Here is a 15890-nt window from a genome sequence, read left to right as displayed (position 1 = left end):
TCGGGTCAGCGAGCGACGTAGGCCGCCAGGTGCTGGCCGGTGAGCGTCTTGCGCCCGGCGACGAGGTCGGCCGGCGTGCCCTCGAAGACGACCCTGCCGCCATCGTGCCCCGCGCCCGGCCCGAGGTCGATGATCCAGTCCGCGTGCGCCATGACCGCCTGGTGGTGCTCGACGACGATGACCGACTTGCCCGAATCGACCAGCCGGTCGAGCAGGCCCAGCAGCTGCTCGACGTCTGCGAGGTGCAGGCCGGCGGTCGGCTCGTCGAGCACGTAGATGCCGCCCTTCTCGGCCATGTGGGTCGCCAGCTTGAGCCGCTGTCGCTCGCCGCCCGACAGCGTGGTCAGCGGCTGGCCGAGGCTGAGGTAGCCCAGGCCCACATCCGCCAGCCGTTCGAGAATGGCGTGCGCCGCCGGCGTGCGCGCCTTCCCGGCACCGAAGAATTCCGTCGCCTCGGCCACAGGCATCGCAAGCACTTCGCTGATGTCGCGGCCGCCGAGGTGGTACTTCAGCACCGATGCCTGGAACCGCTTCCCCTCGCACTCCTCGCAGGGGGTGGCAATGCCGGCCATCGCGCCCAGGTCGGTGTAGATGACGCCGGCGCCATTGCAGTTGGGGCAGGCGCCTTCGGAGTTGGCGCTGAACAGTGCCGGCTTGACGCCATTGGCCTTCGCGAAGGCCGTGCGGATGGGGTCGAGCAATCCGGTGTAAGTCGCGGGGTTGCTGCGCCGTGAACCGCGGATGGCGGCCTGGTCGATGGCCACGACGCCCGCGCCGGCGGGAATCGACCCGTGCACGAGCGAGCTCTTGCCGGAGCCCGCAACGCCGGTGACGACCACCAGCACGCCGAGCGGGATGTCCACGTCCACGTCGCGCAGGTTGTGCGTCTTCGCGCCTCGGATCGGAAGCACGCCCGTTGGCTTGCGCACCTTCTGCTTGAGGGAGGCCCGGTCGTCAAAGTGCCGGCCGGTGAGCGTGCCGCTCGCCCGCAGCCCCTCGACGCTGCCCTCGAAGCAGACGCTGCCGCCCGCCGTCCCCGCGCCGGGGCCGAGGTCGACGACGTGGTCGGCGATCACGATCGTCTCCGGCTTGTGCTCCACCACGAGCACGGTGTTGCCCTTGTCGCGCAGCCGCAGCAGCAGCTCGTTCATCCGCTGGATGTCGTGCGGGTGCAGGCCGGTGGTGGGCTCGTCGAAGACGTAGGTGACATCGGTGAGCGCGGAGCCGAGGTGGCGGATCATCTTGACCCGTTGCGCCTCGCCGCCCGACAGCGTGCCCGACGGTCGGTCGAGCGATAGATAGCCCAGCCCGATCTCCACGAACGAGTCGAGCGTCTGCGCCAGCGCGGCGAGCAGCGGCGCCACCGAGGGCTCGTCGAGGCCGCGCACCCATTCGGCCAGGTCGCTGATCTGCATCGCGCAGGCGTCGGCGATGTTGATCTTCTTGATTCTCGAGGACCGGGCGGCCTCGCTGAGCCGGGTGCCGCCGCACTCGGGGCAGGTGCTGAATGTCACCACCCGCTCCACGAAGGCGCGGACATGCGGCTGCAACGCATCGACATCCTTGGACAGGAAGGACTTCTGGATCTGCGGGATGACGCCCTGGTAGGTCAGGTTGATGCCGTCGACCTTGATCTTGGTCGGCTCCTTGTGGAGCAGGTCGTGCAGCTCTCTCTTGGTGAACTTGCGGATCGGCTTGTCCGGGTCGAAGAAGCCGCAGCCGCGGAAGATGCGGCCGTACCAGCCCTCCATGCTGTAGCCGGGGATGATGAGCGCGCCCTCGTTGAGCGACTTGCTGTCGTCGTAGAGCGCCGCCATGTCGAAGTCGGTGACCGAGCCCATGCCTTCGCAGCGCGGACACATGCCGCCGGTGCGGCTGAAGCTCTGCTTCACGGTCTTGCCGGCACCGCGTTCGATCGTGATCGCGCCGGTTGCCCGGACCGAGGGGACGTTGAAGGCGAATGCGTTGGGCGAGCCGATGTGCGGCTTCCCGCACCGGCTGAAGAGGATGCGCAGCAGCGCGTTGGCGTCGGTGGCGGTGCCGACCGTCGAACGTGCATTGGCGCCCATGCGCTCCTGGTCGACGATGATCGCGGTCGTCAGCCCTTCGAGCACGTCGACGTCGGGCCGTGCCAGCGCCGGCATGAAGCCCTGCACGAAGACGCTGTAGGTTTCGTTGATCAGCCGCTGGGACTCCGCGGCAATCGTGCCGAACACCAGCGAGCTCTTGCCCGAGCCGGAGATGCCGGTGAACACCGTCAGCCGGCGTTTCGGGATCTCGATGCTGATGTCCTTGAGGTTGTTCACGCGCGCGCCGTGCACGCGGATCAGGTCATGGCTGTCGGCGGCCGGCAGCGCTGCGGGCGACTTCGGGTTCGTCCTCGTGGCTTTGCTCATCGTCTCGCTCAGCGCAGCTCCTGGAGGCGGATCAGATTGCCCGCGGGATCGCGAACGGCGCAGTCGCGAACGCCGTACGGTTGCTCGGCCGGCTCCTGGACGACCTCCGCGCCGCTGGCCTGCAGTTGCTCGAAGGCGCCGTCGAGGTCCCTGGTCGCCAGGAGAATGGTGCCGTAGGTGCCCTTGGCCATCATCTCGGCGATGGTGCGGCGCTCGTCGTCGGTGATGCCGGGTGATGCGGCCGGCGGATACAGGACGATGGACGTTCCGGGCTGGCCGGCGGGCCCGACCGTGATCCAGTGCATTCCGCCGTACTCGACATCGTTGCGGACCTCGAAGCCGAGCGTGTCGCGGTAGAAGGCCAGGGAAGCGGCCGGATCGTTGTGCGGGAGGAAGGTGGAGTGAATGGTGATGTCCATGCCGGTCAGTCTAGTTGCGGCTCCGCGTCCCGCGCTTCTCGATTCCTGATCGGACGGGTGACCTGTTTCGCCACGCACGAAGGCATCCCCGCGGTCGCAAGCGCCTGCTGCCGCCGATAGGTGCTGGGCGGCATCCCGACCAGCTCGGCGAAGCGGGTGCTGAAGGTGCCCAGCGACGCGCAGCCGACCTCGAAGCAGACCTCGGTGACGCTGAGGTCGCCGCGACGCAGCAGTGCCATTGCACGCTCGATGCGCCGCGTCATCAGGTAGCTGTAGGGCGATTCGCCGTAGGCGAGCCGGAACTGGCGGCTGAGGTGCCCGGCCGACATGTTCGCGTCGCGGGCGAGGGCTTCGACATCCAGCGGCAGCGCGTACTCCCGGTCGATCCGGTCGCGAACGCGGCGCAGCCGGGCGAGGTCGCGCAGGTGCTGCGTCGGGGCGGGGCTGCTGGTCATTTGCAAGATCGTGCCATGCCGCCCTGGAGTCCTCAAGCGTGGCGGGCAGGTGGTGGCGCTGCAGGAGCGGTCGTCAGGATGCCGATAGGATTCGGCACAACGAGGAGTGTGAATATGCAATCAGCCGGCGCCGCCACCTTCGACGAAGCCTATTACCGGCGCTACTACTTCGACAAGAAGACCAAGGTGGTGGACCCCCAGCATGTCGAGCGCCTGGGCGCGTTCGTCTGCGCCTACCTGCGATACCTGCGCGTGCCTGTGAGGCGAGTGCTGGACGTCGGATGCGGCATCGGGCTCTGGCGCGACATCGTGGCGCGGCAATTCCCCTTGGCCAGCTACCACGGCGTGGAGTTCAGCGAGTACCTGTGCGAGCGCTACGGATGGGAGCGCGGATCGGTGGTGGACTACCAGGCCGGGAAGCCCTTCGACTTCGTCATCTGCCAGGGCGTGCTGCCCTATCTCAGCCCGGCGGATGTGAAGCGCGCCTTGCGCAACCTCGGCCTGCTGAGCCAGGGCGCGCTGTACGTGGAGGCCGTGACGCGCGAGGACTTCGCGCGCGACATCGTCGATGAAGACCTGACGGACCCGCGCATCTTTCGCCACGGCGCCGAGGTGTACCGGCAGGGGCTTTCGCGCCACTTTCAGGAGGTGGGCGGCGGCGTGTGGCTGAGCCGGCAAGCCGAACTGCCACTGTTCTCGCTGGAGTGCACAGCAGATTGACGAAGGGAGTTCGGCCGGGCGGTCCGCCCTCGTTTTGGCGAGAATTGCGAAATGGCTATTGCAAGGTCCTTCGAGACCACCGATTACAAGCTCTTCCCCTCGCCACGCAACGTGCACCGGGTCGTGTTCGAACACCAGGTGTTCGTGCCGCAGCCGTATGCGCTCATCGACCTGCCGAGTTATGACCTGAAGGGCCGCTACAGCCTGTTCGCCGCCTGCCGACTCTCCGACGGCAAGATGGGCCAGCTCGTGACCCTGGAACAGGCGGATGACGTTGCGAGGTTCAAGGCGAGGTTCGTTCCGGACTAGGCCTGTTGACGCCATGCAAGGGGTCGCGCGTTAACAGGCTAGCCCTGGCTCAGGCCTTCTGGAGCGTCCGCGTGACCATGTCGTCCGGCGCCAGCCGCAGCAGATGCGGCAGCCAGTCCAGCGCCTGGTCCCGTCGCCCCGCCTGCAGCAGGCCGTTGGCGCACAGCGACACCGTCTCGGCCAGCTCCGGATGCCCGGGCGCGGTCTTCATGAGGGCCTGGCACAGGCGCTCGGCATCGGCAAACTGCTTGGCGCGCGTGAAGCGGCGCGCCAGCCGTGCCATGTCCTCGGGCCGCAGGCGTGCACCCGGCTTGGCTTGGTCGAGGTAGGTCTTGTAGCTCGCGTGCTGCAATTCCAGCGTCGCAGGGTCCTGCGGCTTGAGCCTGAAGATGCCGCGAGCCGCATGATGGAAGTCCTCGCCCGCGGGCCACAGCCGGGCGGTGTTGAACCACGCGCGAAGGGTGTCGGCGTCCTCGGGGCGCAGCTGCGCGGCTGCGCACCATCGGGCGCAGGCCTGCTCGAACTTCATCTCCACGGCCAGGCGCCGCGCCGCGGCTACGTGCTGCTCGAAAGGGTCCGGCTCCTTCTCGGCCGGCGCTTCGGGCAGGTGCACCCGGCGCCACCGCATCGCTACTGCCATCAGCAGCGCGCCGGTCAGCAGCCCGCCCAGGTGCGCCATGTAGGCGATGCCCTTGCCGCCGAGGATGTGCTGCAGCAGCTCGTTGGCGATCCAGGCGGGCAGCAGGATCAGCGCCGGCGCCGTGACGTAGTTGAAGTAGAAGAAGAGCTGGTAGAAGAAGCGGATGCGGCGCAGCCGGTACATCACCGCGTACATGCCCATCAGTGCCGACACCGCGCCCGAGGCGCCGATGCCATACCCGCCCTGGCCCGCATAGGCCCAGGCCGCCAGCGCCGAGGCGCCGACGGCGCCCAGCAGGTAGAAGCCCAGGTAGAGGCCGCGGCCCAGCGCGAGCTCCACCGAGAAGCCGAACAGGAACAGGAAGAGCATGTTGCCCAGCAGGTGCCCGGTACTGCCGTGCAGGAAGGCCGACGTGACCCAGGTCCAGGGCTTGGATTGCGCGTCTGGATTGTGGTCCTGCGCCCAGCGCGCAGTGAAGGGCGGTGGCACCTGCGCCTGTTCGCGTTGCTTCGGCGCACTGCTCTGCACGTGGGTCGGCGCGGCTCGCTGCTGCGCCTTGTCTTCCGCGCGCTGCGGTCCCCAGAAGACCAGCATGTTCACGAGGATGAGCAGCACCGTCACCCACGGCGGGTTGCGCCAGCTCGGCCGGCTCTCTAGGGGAATCGCGTAGAACAAGCGGCCTCGCGCTGCGGGGCCGCTTTCAGCGGCTGTTGCGCCCGATGCCCTGGTAGATGACGCCGGCTTCCTTCATGACGCCTGGCTCGTAGAGATTGCGGCCGTCGAAGATCACCGGCGACTTCATCAGTGCCTTGAGCCGCTCCAGGTTGGGGCTGCGGTAGGCCTTCCACTCGGTCACGATGATCAGCGCGTCGGCATCGGCCAGCACCTCGAGCGGGTCCTTGGCCGAGGAGAAGCTGATGCGCTCCAGCAGCGCCGGCGCATCCGCGAAGTCCAGCTGCAGCACGCGCCTTGTCTCCTCGACGGCAATCGGGTCGTGCGCCACCACGCGCGCGCCGGCGCGCAGCAGCGTGCCGAGCACCACGCGGCTCGGGGCCTCGCGCATGTCGTCGGTGTTGGGCTTGAAGGCCAGGCCCCACAGCGCGAAGCTGCGGCCGCTCAGGTCGGCGCCGAAGCGGTCGAGCACCTTCTGCGTCAGCACGCGCTTCTGCTCGTCGTTGACCGCCTCGACCGACTCCAGCACCCGCAGCGTCTGCCCGTTCTCGCGCGCAATGCGCGTGAGCGCCTGGATGTCCTTCGGGAAGCAGCTGCCGCCGTACCCGGTGCCCGCGTAGAGAAAGCTGTAGCCGATGCGCGGATCGGAGCCGATGCCCTGGCGCACCGACTCGATGTCGGCGCCCACGCGGTCGGCCAGGTTGGCCAGCTCGTTCATGAAGCTGATGCGGGTGGCCAGCATCGCGTTGGCCGCGTACTTGGTGAACTCGGCGGAGCGCACGTCCATCACGCGGGTGCGCTCGTGATGGCGGTTGAAGGGCGCATAGAGCTTGCGCATTGCCGCCAGGGCCTCGCGGCCGTTCTCGTCGTCGCTGTAGCCGATGACGATGCGGTCGGGCCGCATGAAGTCCTCGACCGCCGCGCCTTCCTTCAGGAATTCGGGGTTGCTCACCACCGAGAAGCGCAGGTCCGGGCGGCCGCGCTTGTCGAGCTCCTCCTGGATCACGGCTGCGACCTTGTCGGCCGTGCCCACCGGCACGGTGGACTTGTCGACCACGACCTTGAAGCCGTTCATGTACTTGCCGATGTTGCGCGCCGCCGCCAGCACGTACTGCAGGTCGGCGCTGCCGTCCTCGTCGGGCGGCGTGCCCACCGCGATGAACTGGATGTCGCCGTGCGCCACCGAGGCCTCGATGTCGGTCGAGAAGCTGAGGCGCCGCGCCGCGGCGTTCGATTCGACCAGGTCGCCGAGGCCCGGCTCGTAGATCGGGATGCCGCCCGCATTGAGGGTGTCGATCTTGCGCTTGTCGACATCCACGCACAGCACGTTGTTGCCGATGTCGGCGAGACAGGCGCCGGTGACAAGACCGACGTAGCCGGTACCGATGATGGTGACGTTCATGTGTTCAGCCTGCGGTGATTTCGGAGAGTGCCTTGTCGAAATAGGCGATGGTTTTCTTCAAGCCTTCCTCGAGCTGGGTCTTCGGCGCCCAGCCGCCGAGCTCCTGCTGGGCGAGCGTGATGTCGGGCCGGCGCTGCTTGGGATCGTCCGCGGGCAGCGGCATGCGCACCAGCTGGCTCTTGGAGCCGGTGAGCTCGATCACCTTGTTGGCGAGCTCCAGCATCGAGAACTCGCCCGGGTTGCCGATGTTGATCGGGCCCGGCACCTCGTCGCCGGTGCCCATCATCCGGAGCATCGCCTCCACCAGGTCGTCGACGTAGCAGAAGCTGCGCGTCTGCTGCCCGTCGCCGTAGATGGTGATGTCCTCGCCCTTGAGCGCCTGCACGATGAAGTTGGACACCACGCGCCCGTCGTTCATGTGCATGCGCGGGCCGTAGGTATTGAAGATGCGCACGACCTTGATGCGCAGCTTGTGCTGGCGGTGGTAGTCGAAGAACAGCGTCTCGGCGCAGCGCTTGCCCTCGTCGTAGCAGCTGCGGATGCCGATCGGGTTGACGCGGCCCCAATAGGCTTCGACCTGCGGATGGATCTCCGGGTCGCCGTAGACCTCGCTGGTGGAGGCCTGCAGGATCTTGGCGCGCACCCGCTTGGCCAGCCCCAGCATGTTGATCGCGCCGTGCACGCTGGTCTTGGTGGTCTGCACCGGGTCGTGCTGGTAGTGGACGGGCGAGGCCGGGCAGGCCAGGTTGAAGATCTCGTCCACCTCCACGTAGAGCGGGAAGGTCACGTCGTGCCGCATCAGCTCGAAGCGCGGATGGTCGAGCAGGTGCTCGATGTTGCGCTTGGTGCCGGTGAAGAAGTTGTCGACGCACAGCACGTCGTGGCCCTGCTCGATGAGCCGGTCGCAGAGGTGGCTGCCCAGGAAGCCGGCGCCGCCGGTGACCAGGACTTTCTTGGAAGCGTTGTATTGCCGCATGCTGTGAAATCACTCCATAGGGGGAATCGGTTGGGGGGCCTTGGCCTTCAATTCGGCCGGCGGGGGCTGCGCGGTGCGCTGTTCGTACATCTTCGCGTCGACCAGCATGCGAAACCACAAGGCCTGAAAAAAAGCGAAATAGAAGCCGGTGGTGCCGTCCAGGAAGCCCAGCCTGAAGACGTAGCGGTAAATGAAGTAGCTGAGCGAGCGCAGCCCGGTCGGCAGCTTGTAGTAGAGCTCCTTGATGAAGCGCGTGCGCTCGCGCGCGTCGCCCATCAGGCGGGGCTGCAGCACGTTGTCGGCAGCCAGGCGCGGCCCCAGCTTCTCCCTGGCCTCGGCGTCGCTCCAGCGGTTGTGGCTCGCGATCCAGTCGGTGAGCCGGGCCGAGTTCTTGTCGTGCATGAAGCCCTGGAGGCGGCCCGGCGTGGCGGTGCTGATGAAGTGCTGGTCGTACAGCCGCGACTCGCAGCGCCCGGCGCCCGAGCGGAACAGCCGCAAGTGCCAGGGGTTGACGCCCGAGAAGCGCAGCATCTTGCCCATGAAGTAGTCGCGCCGGCGCAACATGTACGCATCGAAACGCGGCGTGCCGGCCAGCAAGGCCCCGATCTCCGCGACGGCCTGGTCGTCCAGCACCTCGTCGGCATCCAGGTGCAGTTGCCAGCCGTAGGTGCCCTCGATCTGCGAGATCGCCCAGTTGCGCTGGTCGCTGTAGTTGGAGAAGGGCCGCTGCACCACGGTGCAGCCCAGTTCCTCGAGGAGGGCGACGGTGTTGTCCGTCGAATGCGAGTCGACCACGAAGACATTCGGGCTCACCTTCTTCGCCTGCGTCACGGTCTCCCGGATGATCGAGGCGGAATTGAAGGTCAGGATGACGACGACGCAGGATTCTTGTTCCATGTATGGGGTCAGCTGGCGGGGTTCAGCGACACAGGTTGCCCGGCACTTTGCTGCAATGCAATGCCAAACTTTAGCACTACAGTTTTACAAATAGCCACAAAGCTGACGGAAAACCCGGGGTAAACCCGGGCTGGCGTGCCCTGAGCGAGCGCTTGGGGACGGCTTATTGAAGCCGCGCCCTGTGCCGCGCGATCTGCTTGCGCACCTGCGCCGGCGCGGTCCCGCCGAGGATGTTGCGTGCATGCACCGAGCCCCGCAGGCTCAGCACGTCGTACACGTCCTTCTCAATCTTCGGATGGAAGGTCTGCAGCACCGACAGCGGCAGCTCCGACAGGTCGACCTTGTGCGAGATCGCGGCCTTGACGGCGTGCGCCACGGTTTCGTGCGCGTCGCGGAAGGGCAGGCCCTTCTTCACCAGGTAGTCGGCCAGGTCGGTGGCGGTCGCGTAGCCCCGCAGCGCGGCCTTTTCCATGGCCTCCGGCTTCACCGTGATGCCACCCACCATCTCGGCAAAGATGCGCAGCGTGTCCTTGAGCGTGTCGACGGTGTCGAACAGCGGCTCCTTGTCTTCCTGGTTGTCCTTGTTGTAGGCCAGCGGCTGGCCCTTCATCAGCGTGATCAGGCCCATCAGGTGGCCCACCACGCGGCCGGTCTTGCCGCGCGCGAGTTCGGGCACGTCCGGGTTCTTCTTCTGCGGCATGATCGAACTGCCGGTGCAGAAGCGGTCGGCGATGTCGATGAAGCCGAAGGCCTGGCTGGTCCACAGCACCAGCTCCTCGCTGAGCCGGCTGATGTGCACCATCGCCAGCGAGGCGGCGGCGGCGAACTCGATTGCGAAGTCGCGGTCGCTCACCGCGTCCAGGCTGTTCTCGCACACGCCATCCATGCCCAGCGTGCGGGCCACCAGTTCGCGGTCCAGCGGATAGCTGGTGCCCGCCAGCGCTGCGGCGCCCAGCGGCAGGCGGTTGACGCGGCCGCGCACGTCGGCCATGCGCTCGGCATCGCGCGCGAACATCTCGACGTAGGCCAGCATGTGGTGGCCAAAGCTCACCGGCTGCGCCACCTGCAGGTGGGTGAAGCCCGGCAGGATCACCTCGGCGTTCTTTTCCGCGATGGCCAGCAGCGACTTCTGCAGGTCGCCGAGCAACCCGGCGATCAGGTCGATCTCGCCGCGCAGCCAGAGCCGCACGTCGGTGGCCACCTGGTCGTTGCGGCTGCGGCCGGTGTGCAGGCGCTTGCCGGCATCGCCGACCAGCTGCGTGAGGCGTGCCTCGATGTTCAGGTGCACGTCCTCGAGCTCGAGTTTCCAGTCGAATTCGCCCGACTCGATCTCGCCGCGGATCTGCGCCATGCCGCGCTCGATGGCCGCAAGGTCCTCCGCGCCGATCACGCCCTGTGCCGCCAGCATGCCCGCATGCGCCAGCGAGCCCTGGATGTCGGCCTGCCACAGCCGCTTGTCGAAGAAGACGCTCGCCGTATAGCGCTTCACCAGGTCGCTCATCGGTTCGGAGAACAGGGCGGACCAGGCTTCGGATTTCTTGTCGAGTTGGTTGTGGGTCATGGGGAGTGAACCGGTTGGGAGGCAATAATGGGTTTGCACCCGATCTTTGCTTGATGCGCAGCCCATCGATTTTATCGACCACCCCTCAGGCGCCGTCGCAGGCACGGACCCGCGGGCCTGCGCGCGCCGGAGCTGCGATCTTCGATGCCTGCCAGATCGGCGTGGTGCTGCGCACCGTGATGTTCGTCGAAGCGGTGGTGGCGGCGGCCACCTTGTTCCAGGCGTCCACGCCGTCCGAGTGGCTGATGCTGCTGGCCACCGTGACCGGCGGTGCCCTGCCGGCCACGCTGCTGTGGCTGCTCGCGGCCTGCTGGCTCAAGAAGCTGCTGGGCCGCCTGCCGCGCGCCGGGCAGTACGCAGCCGGCGCGCTGCTCGGGGCGGTCGCCGCGCTCTATGGCTGCGGCCTGCTGCGGCTCACCGGCGTGGTGGGCAGCGCGCCTTGGATCGCCAGCGCCCTCGCCGGGGCCATGTTCGCGGCGCTGGTGATGGCCGCGCTGGTGCTGCGCGCGCGCGGCCAGACGCCCGCGGCGATGACGGCGCGCCTAGAGGAGCTGCAGTCGCGCATTCGCCCGCACTTTCTCTTCAACACGCTGAACAGCGCTATCGCGCTCGTGCGCGAGGAGCCGGCCAAGGCCGAGGCCATGCTGGAAGACTTGAGCGAGCTGTTTCGCCATGCCCTGGCCGACGAGGGCGAGGCCGTCACCCTGGCCGACGAGATCGCGCTGGCCGAGCGCTACCTGGCAATCGAGCAGGTGCGCTTCGGCGAGCGGCTGCGCATCCGATGGGACATCGACCCGGCGGCCAACGGCGCGCGCCTGCCGCCCTTGCTGCTGCAGCCGCTGGTCGAGAACGCGGTCAAGCATGGCGTCGAGCCCAGCCCCGAGGGCGCGAAGATCCGCATCCGCACCGAGCGCCGCGGCAGCATGGCGGTGATCGAAGTGGTCAACAGCCTGCCGCCGCTGCGCTGGGCCGACGAGCCCCTGCCGCGCGGCCACGGCATCGCGCTGGCCAACGTGCGCGACCGGCTGCACCTGCTGCACGACGTGCAGGCGCAGTTCAGCGCCGGCATGGACCAGAAGGCCTATCGCGTGCGCATCGCCATTCCTGCAGAAGCGTAGAAAACCAGACCATGCATGTTCTTCGCACCCTGATCGTCGACGACGAAACGCTGGCCCGGTCGCGGCTGCGCACGCTGCTGGCCGACTGCCGAGCGCCGGCGGCCGAGGTGGTGGGCGAGGCGGCCAACGGCGCCGAAGCCCACGCGCAGCTGCTCACCGCCGACCTCGACCTGGTGCTGCTCGACATCCACATGCCGGGCATCGACGGCATCGAGCTGGCGCGCAGCCTGCGCCAGCGCCCCGGCGCGCCCGCGGTGGTGTTCGTCACCGCCCATGCGACCCACGCCGTCACGGCCTTCGAGCTCGAGGCGGTCGACTACCTCACCAAGCCGGTGCGCGCCGAGCGGCTGCAGCAGGCGCTGCAGAAGGCGGCGCGCTCGCTGCGGGAGCGGCGCGGCCCGATGGCCGACGTGCCGCAGGAGGTGCTGCTGATCCAGGACCGCGGCCGGACCGAGCGCGTGCTGCTGTCCGACGTGCTCTATCTCAAGTCCGAGTACAAGTACCTGACGGTGCGCACCGCGGCGCGCAGCCACATCTACGACGGCTCGCTGGCCGAGTTCGAGGAGCGCTACCCGGCGCGCTTCGTGCGCGTGCACCGCAACGCGCTGGTGGCACGCCAGGCGATCCGCGCGCTCCAGAAGTACGACGACGGCGAGGACGCCGAGGGCTGGGCGCTGCGCCTCGACGGCATTCCAGAGCCGGTGGTGGTGTCGCGGCGCCAGCTCGCGGCGGTGCGCGAAGCGCTGAAGGACCCGCGATGAACGACGAAGTTGCACCCAGGGCCGCCGAGCCGCCGCCACAGCCGCCAGCTCCACCGCTCTCGCCCGAGCAGGAGCAGGAGCAGACCGTGGCGGCAGCAGCCGACTCCCCCGAGCCGGAGCGCGTTCTGCTGCACATGCCGGTCGACGTCCGCAGCGCCGCGCTGGTGGTGCTGAGCGTGCTCGCCGTGGTGTTCACGCTGCACTGGGCCAAGGCCGTGTTCGTCCCGCTGATGCTGAGCCTGCTGCTGACTTATGCGCTCGCGCCGCTGGTCGACCTGCTGCAACGCTGGAGGATCTCCCGCTGGGTCAGCGCCGCCGCGATCCTGGTCGGGCTCGGCGGCGGGATGGGCTGGACCGGCTATTCGCTCTCCGGCAGCGCCACCGAGCTGCTCGATACGCTGCCCGTCGCGGCCCAGAAGCTGCGCACGGCCATGCGCAGCGGCAGGAGCACCGATTCCAGCGCACTCGACACCGTACAGAAGGCCGCCGCCCAGCTCGAGCAGGCAGCCGAGGAGAACTCGGCCAAGGTCGCGGCGCGCAAAGGCGTGGCACGCGTGGTCATCGAGCGGCCGGCCTTCAACGTGCGCGACTACCTCTGGAGCGGCACGGTGGGGCTGATCGCTGCCGCCGGGCAGCTCACGCTGGTCGTCTTTCTGACCTATTTCGCGCTCGGCTCGGGCGACACCTTCAGGCGCAAGCTGGTGAAGATCACCGGACCCAGCTTGCAGAAGAAAAAAATCACGGTGCACGTGCTCGACGACATCACGCAGCACATCGAACGCTACCTGCTGGTGCAGATCCTCACCAGCGTGCTGGTCGGCATTGCCACCGGCCTGGCCTTCTGGGCCATGGGCCTGGAGAACGCGGCCGTGTGGGGCATCGTCGCCGCGGTGACCAACCTCATTCCCTACCTCGGCTCGGTGATCGTGATGGCCGCTGCCGGGCTGGTGGCCTTCCTGCAGTTCAACAGCATCGAGATGGCGCTGCTGGTCGGCGGCGTCTCGCTGGTGATCCACACGCTGGTGGGCAACCTGCTGGTGCCTTGGCTCACCAGCCGGACCAGCCGCATGAACCCGGTGGCGGTGTTCGTCGGCGTGATCTTCTGGGGCTGGCTCTGGGGCATCTGGGGGCTGCTGCTGGGGATCCCGATCATGATGGTGGTGAAGGCCATCTGCGATCGGGTGGAGGACCTGCAGCCGATCGGGGAACTGCTGGGCGACTAGGGCTTCAAGGCTTGCTGTCGACGCGTTGTTCGTTGCTTGAGCTGCGAGTTCCCTTCAGGTGAAGCTCCACGTCCGCGATTCGGTTTCCGACGGCCTTGACCGCTTCCCGGATCTGCTGGGGGGTCGCGTCGAATCGCTTGGCGAGATCTTCTACCGCGCTGGTGGAACTGACATCGATGCTTTCGGCTTGCGAGGAGGCTTCATGTTGCGGCATATGAGTCCTTGAAAAGGGGTCGGGCTGCCTGCCAAGCTAGAACACCAGGTTGGAAACCATGTCGGCGCGAGGCGCAACCGGCCCAGCGTGAATTCCTACTTGTTATGGACGAGCTCCGTCACGAACCCCTGGCGAGTGCGCAAAAAACGCTCCCTCCACCATCGCTTTCTCACGACCAGGCAGGCCGGCCTCGGATCGCGTATTCTTACGGAATCATCATCGATAACAGCGAGGTACGAGCATGACCGCTACCGCCACTCTTTCCAGCAAGTTCCAGATCTCAATCCCCAAGGCCGTGCGTGAAGAGAAGCACTGGCAGGCCGGGCAGGAGTTCGTGTTCATTCCCAAGGGCAAGGGCGTTCTGATGATGCCGGTACCTGAGTTGGACCAGTTGGTCGGGGTCGCCAAAGGCGCGCGAAAGGACGGTTACCGCGACCGCAAGGACCGCTACTAATGGCTGCACCGTCACGCGTGGTCGACACTTCGGTGTGGATTGAATGGCTCACGGGCAGCGCACTCGGCAAGACGCTGGCGAAGCAGTTCCCGGGCAAGCCGCAATGCATCGTGCCTACCATCGTGCAGCTCGAACTTTCGAAGTGGCTGGTGCGCGAAGTCGGCGAAGAGCAGGCAGATCAGGTGATCGCCTACACCCAAAAGTGCGCCGTCGTGCCCCTCGACACCAACATCGCACTGCTCGCCGCAGACCTGCACCGCGAGCACAAGCTGGCCACTGCCGATGCCATTGTTTACGCCACGGCACAGAATCAACTCGCGGAGTTGCTGACCTGCGACGCTCATTTCAAGGGGCTGCCGGGCGTCGTGTTCTTTCCGAAAGCGGGCTGAAGCCAAAGCCCTGAGCCGGCTGCAAGGACCGCTGCCGCTTCAGGCCCGACTACCGCCCCGCGCCACTGGAATCGCGCGTGCCGGCGCGTTGATCAGAAGGTCCCCGGTAGCAGGATGCTCGAATCCACTTCGTCGATCTGCGTGCGTCCGCAGAAGGCCATCGTCAGGTCGAGCTCGCGCTGGATGATCTGAAGCGCGCGGGTCACGCCGGCTTCGCCGAAGGCGCCCAGGCCATAGAGGAAGCTGCGCCCGATGAGCGTGCCGCGGGCGCCGAGGGCGCGCGCCTTCAGCACGTCCTGCCCGCTGCGGATGCCGCCGTCCATCCAGACCTCGATCTCCGTGCCCACGGCCTCGGCGATGGCCGGCAGCGCCTCGATGGAGGAGGGCGCGCCGTCGAGCTGCCGCCCGCCGTGGTTCGAGACGATCAGCGCATCGGCGCCGCTGGAAGCCGCCAGCCGCGCATCCTCCACGTCCATGATGCCCTTGAGGATCAGCGGTCCGCCCCAGAGCTTCTTGATCCACTCGACATCGGCCCAGCTCAAGGTCGGATCGAACTGCTCGGCCGTCCACGAGGACAGCGAGGACAGGTCCTTCACCCCTTTGGCATGGCCCGCGATGTTGCCGAAGGTGCGGCGCTTCGTGCCCAGCATGCCCATGCACCACCGCGGCTTGGTCGCGAGGTCCATGAGGTTCTTCAGCGTGGGCTTGGGCGGCGCTGTCAGGCCGTTCTTGATGTCCTTGTGCCGCTGGCCGAGGATCTGGAGGTCCAGCGTCAGCTGCAGCGCCGACACGTTGGCAGCCTTGGCGCGCTCGATCAGCCGCTCGATGAAGTCGCGGTCGCGCATCACGTAGAGCTGGAACCAGAAGGGATGGCGGTCGGTGTTCTCCGCGATGTCCTCCAGCGAGCAGATGCTCATGGTCGACAGCGTGAACGGAATGCCGAAGGCCTTGGCAGCGCGCGCCCCGAGGATCTCGCCGTCCGCATGCTGCATGCCCGTCAGGCCCGTGGGCGCGATGGCCACCGGCATCGCCGCCTCCTGGCCCACCATGGTGGTGCGCGTGGAGCGGCCTTCCATGTTGACGGCCACGCGCTGGCGCAGCTTGATCTTCTGGAAGTCGGCCTCGTTCGCACGGTAGGTGCTCTCGGTCCACGCGCCGGAGTCGGCGTAGTCGTAGAACATGCGCGGCACGCGCGACTGGGCGATCACTCGCAGGTCTTCGATGCAGGTGATCCGGGAAAGGTCGGGCACTCGGGGTCTCCTTGTTGGGATGCACTGGGGGCCC

Annotated in this window: 17 protein-coding genes; 7 read left to right on the top strand and 10 right to left on the bottom strand. The window is 67.4% G+C overall.

Annotation, left to right across the window (positions count from 1 at the left end):
- Positions 1-5: 5 nt before the first annotated feature.
- Genes ACMGEZ_RS20935 through ACMGEZ_RS20925 form a run of 3 tightly spaced genes read right to left on the bottom strand, consistent with a single transcriptional unit; the run spans position 6 to position 3270 of the window.
- A complete protein-coding gene (locus ACMGEZ_RS20935; protein WP_436824197.1) occupies positions 6-2396 on the bottom strand; it encodes an ATP-binding cassette domain-containing protein in 2391 nt (796 codons plus the stop codon).
- A gap of 8 nt (positions 2397-2404) precedes the next feature.
- Complete coding sequence (locus ACMGEZ_RS20930; RefSeq protein ID WP_436824196.1) at positions 2405-2815, bottom strand: VOC family protein; 411 nt, start codon at positions 2813-2815, stop codon at positions 2405-2407.
- A 5-nt stretch (positions 2816-2820) separates the two neighbouring features.
- The gene (locus tag ACMGEZ_RS20925; RefSeq protein WP_436824195.1) at positions 2821-3270 is read right to left on the bottom strand and encodes a helix-turn-helix transcriptional regulator; all 450 of its coding nucleotides are present in this window, start codon (positions 3268-3270) and stop codon (positions 2821-2823) included.
- A gap of 114 nt (positions 3271-3384) precedes the next feature.
- On the opposite strand from ACMGEZ_RS20925, the gene ACMGEZ_RS20920 reads away from it, so the two are divergent.
- Together ACMGEZ_RS20920 and ACMGEZ_RS20915 are read left to right on the top strand one after the other, a co-directional pair.
- Positions 3385-3990 carry a class I SAM-dependent methyltransferase gene (locus ACMGEZ_RS20920; protein ID WP_436824194.1) on the top strand — a complete coding sequence of 202 codons (606 nt, stop codon included), beginning with the start codon at positions 3385-3387 and terminating at the stop codon, positions 3988-3990.
- A gap of 51 nt (positions 3991-4041) precedes the next feature.
- Positions 4042-4299 (top strand): hypothetical protein, encoded by a 258-nt coding sequence (locus tag ACMGEZ_RS20915; RefSeq protein WP_436824193.1) that lies wholly within the window; start codon positions 4042-4044, stop codon positions 4297-4299.
- A 49-nt stretch (positions 4300-4348) separates the two neighbouring features.
- Here the strand turns inward: ACMGEZ_RS20915 and ACMGEZ_RS20910 are convergent, their stop codons facing one another.
- The 5 genes from ACMGEZ_RS20910 to argH all read right to left on the bottom strand — a co-directional run bounded on the left by ACMGEZ_RS20910 (position 4349) and on the right by argH (position 10447).
- Entirely contained in the window at positions 4349-5614 is a 1266-nt protein-coding gene (locus ACMGEZ_RS20910; protein ID WP_436824192.1) for a rhomboid family intramembrane serine protease, read from the bottom strand.
- A 25-nt stretch (positions 5615-5639) separates the two neighbouring features.
- Positions 5640-7013 carry a UDP-glucose dehydrogenase family protein gene (locus tag ACMGEZ_RS20905; RefSeq protein ID WP_436824191.1) on the bottom strand — a complete coding sequence of 458 codons (1374 nt, stop codon included), beginning with the start codon at positions 7011-7013 and terminating at the stop codon, positions 5640-5642.
- Positions 7014-7017: 4 nt separating this feature from the next.
- Complete coding sequence (locus ACMGEZ_RS20900) at positions 7018-7989, bottom strand: UDP-glucuronic acid decarboxylase family protein (RefSeq protein ID WP_436824190.1); 972 nt, start codon at positions 7987-7989, stop codon at positions 7018-7020.
- A 9-nt stretch (positions 7990-7998) separates the two neighbouring features.
- Entirely contained in the window at positions 7999-8886 is an 888-nt protein-coding gene (locus tag ACMGEZ_RS20895) for a glycosyltransferase family 2 protein (protein ID WP_436824189.1), read from the bottom strand.
- Positions 8887-9049: 163 nt separating this feature from the next.
- Entirely contained in the window at positions 9050-10447 is a 1398-nt protein-coding gene (gene argH, locus ACMGEZ_RS20890; protein ID WP_436824188.1) for an argininosuccinate lyase, read from the bottom strand.
- A 53-nt stretch (positions 10448-10500) separates the two neighbouring features.
- Between argH and ACMGEZ_RS20885 the strand changes: the two genes are divergently transcribed.
- The 3 genes from ACMGEZ_RS20885 to ACMGEZ_RS20875 are packed head-to-tail and all read left to right on the top strand — an operon-like array spanning position 10501 to position 13549.
- Positions 10501-11565 carry a sensor histidine kinase gene (locus tag ACMGEZ_RS20885; protein ID WP_436824187.1) on the top strand — a complete coding sequence of 355 codons (1065 nt, stop codon included), beginning with the start codon at positions 10501-10503 and terminating at the stop codon, positions 11563-11565.
- 11 nt (positions 11566-11576) lie between these two features.
- Positions 11577-12326: a LytR/AlgR family response regulator transcription factor gene (locus tag ACMGEZ_RS20880; protein WP_436824186.1), complete on the top strand. Its 750-nt coding sequence runs from the start codon at positions 11577-11579 to the stop codon at positions 12324-12326.
- Entirely contained in the window at positions 12323-13549 is a 1227-nt protein-coding gene (locus ACMGEZ_RS20875; RefSeq protein WP_436824185.1) for an AI-2E family transporter, read from the top strand. Before ACMGEZ_RS20880 ends, ACMGEZ_RS20875 begins: the two co-directional genes overlap by 4 nt.
- Positions 13550-13553: 4 nt before the next feature.
- On the opposite strand, the gene ACMGEZ_RS20870 is transcribed toward ACMGEZ_RS20875, so the two are convergent.
- Positions 13554-13763: a DUF3606 domain-containing protein gene (locus tag ACMGEZ_RS20870; protein WP_436824184.1), complete on the bottom strand. Its 210-nt coding sequence runs from the start codon at positions 13761-13763 to the stop codon at positions 13554-13556.
- Between the two features lie 241 nt (positions 13764-14004).
- Here ACMGEZ_RS20870 and ACMGEZ_RS20865 point away from each other — a divergent pair, with 241 nt between their 5' ends.
- Both ACMGEZ_RS20865 and ACMGEZ_RS20860 read left to right on the top strand, forming a co-directional pair.
- Entirely contained in the window at positions 14005-14217 is a 213-nt protein-coding gene (locus ACMGEZ_RS20865; protein WP_436824183.1) for an AbrB/MazE/SpoVT family DNA-binding domain-containing protein, read from the top strand.
- Positions 14218-14234: 17 nt separating this feature from the next.
- Positions 14235-14606, top strand: coding sequence for a type II toxin-antitoxin system VapC family toxin (locus ACMGEZ_RS20860; protein ID WP_436824182.1), 372 nt, complete (start codon positions 14235-14237; stop codon positions 14604-14606).
- A 92-nt stretch (positions 14607-14698) separates the two neighbouring features.
- Here ACMGEZ_RS20860 and ACMGEZ_RS20855 read toward each other — a convergent pair whose 3' ends face one another.
- Complete coding sequence (locus ACMGEZ_RS20855; RefSeq protein ID WP_436824181.1) at positions 14699-15856, bottom strand: alpha-hydroxy acid oxidase; 1158 nt, start codon at positions 15854-15856, stop codon at positions 14699-14701.
- Between the last annotated feature and the right edge of the window lie 34 nt (positions 15857-15890).

It is taken from the genome of Variovorax stachyos (assembly GCF_051400855.1).
Classification (GTDB): Bacteria; Pseudomonadota; Gammaproteobacteria; order Burkholderiales; family Burkholderiaceae_C; genus Variovorax.
The sequence above is the reverse complement of the archived record's forward strand: the minus strand, read 5'-3'. Positions and strand labels throughout refer to the sequence as shown.

What these genes read in the sequence shown, in the direction of transcription:
- ACMGEZ_RS20880 (WP_436824186.1), top strand. Translation starts at nt 11,577, where the DNA reads ATGCATGTTCTTCGCACCCTGATCGTCGACGACGAAACGCTGGCCCGG.
- argH (WP_436824188.1), bottom strand. Translation starts at nt 10,447, where the DNA reads ATGACCCACAACCAACTCGACAAGAAATCCGAAGCCTGGTCCGCCCTG.
- ACMGEZ_RS20915 (WP_436824193.1), top strand. Translation starts at nt 4,042, where the DNA reads ATGGCTATTGCAAGGTCCTTCGAGACCACCGATTACAAGCTCTTCCCC.
- ACMGEZ_RS20930 (WP_436824196.1), bottom strand. Translation starts at nt 2,815, where the DNA reads ATGGACATCACCATTCACTCCACCTTCCTCCCGCACAACGATCCGGCC.
- ACMGEZ_RS20885 (WP_436824187.1), top strand. Translation starts at nt 10,501, where the DNA reads ATGCGCAGCCCATCGATTTTATCGACCACCCCTCAGGCGCCGTCGCAG.
- ACMGEZ_RS20900 (WP_436824190.1), bottom strand. Translation starts at nt 7,989, where the DNA reads ATGCGGCAATACAACGCTTCCAAGAAAGTCCTGGTCACCGGCGGCGCC.
- ACMGEZ_RS20920 (WP_436824194.1), top strand. Translation starts at nt 3,385, where the DNA reads ATGCAATCAGCCGGCGCCGCCACCTTCGACGAAGCCTATTACCGGCGC.
- ACMGEZ_RS20875 (WP_436824185.1), top strand. Translation starts at nt 12,323, where the DNA reads ATGAACGACGAAGTTGCACCCAGGGCCGCCGAGCCGCCGCCACAGCCG.
- ACMGEZ_RS20895 (WP_436824189.1), bottom strand. Translation starts at nt 8,886, where the DNA reads ATGGAACAAGAATCCTGCGTCGTCGTCATCCTGACCTTCAATTCCGCC.
- ACMGEZ_RS20905 (WP_436824191.1), bottom strand. Translation starts at nt 7,013, where the DNA reads ATGAACGTCACCATCATCGGTACCGGCTACGTCGGTCTTGTCACCGGC.
- ACMGEZ_RS20925 (WP_436824195.1), bottom strand. Translation starts at nt 3,270, where the DNA reads ATGACCAGCAGCCCCGCCCCGACGCAGCACCTGCGCGACCTCGCCCGG.
- ACMGEZ_RS20870 (WP_436824184.1), bottom strand. Translation starts at nt 13,763, where the DNA reads ATGCCGCAACATGAAGCCTCCTCGCAAGCCGAAAGCATCGATGTCAGT.
- ACMGEZ_RS20865 (WP_436824183.1), top strand. Translation starts at nt 14,005, where the DNA reads ATGACCGCTACCGCCACTCTTTCCAGCAAGTTCCAGATCTCAATCCCC.
- ACMGEZ_RS20935 (WP_436824197.1), bottom strand. Translation starts at nt 2,396, where the DNA reads ATGAGCAAAGCCACGAGGACGAACCCGAAGTCGCCCGCAGCGCTGCCG.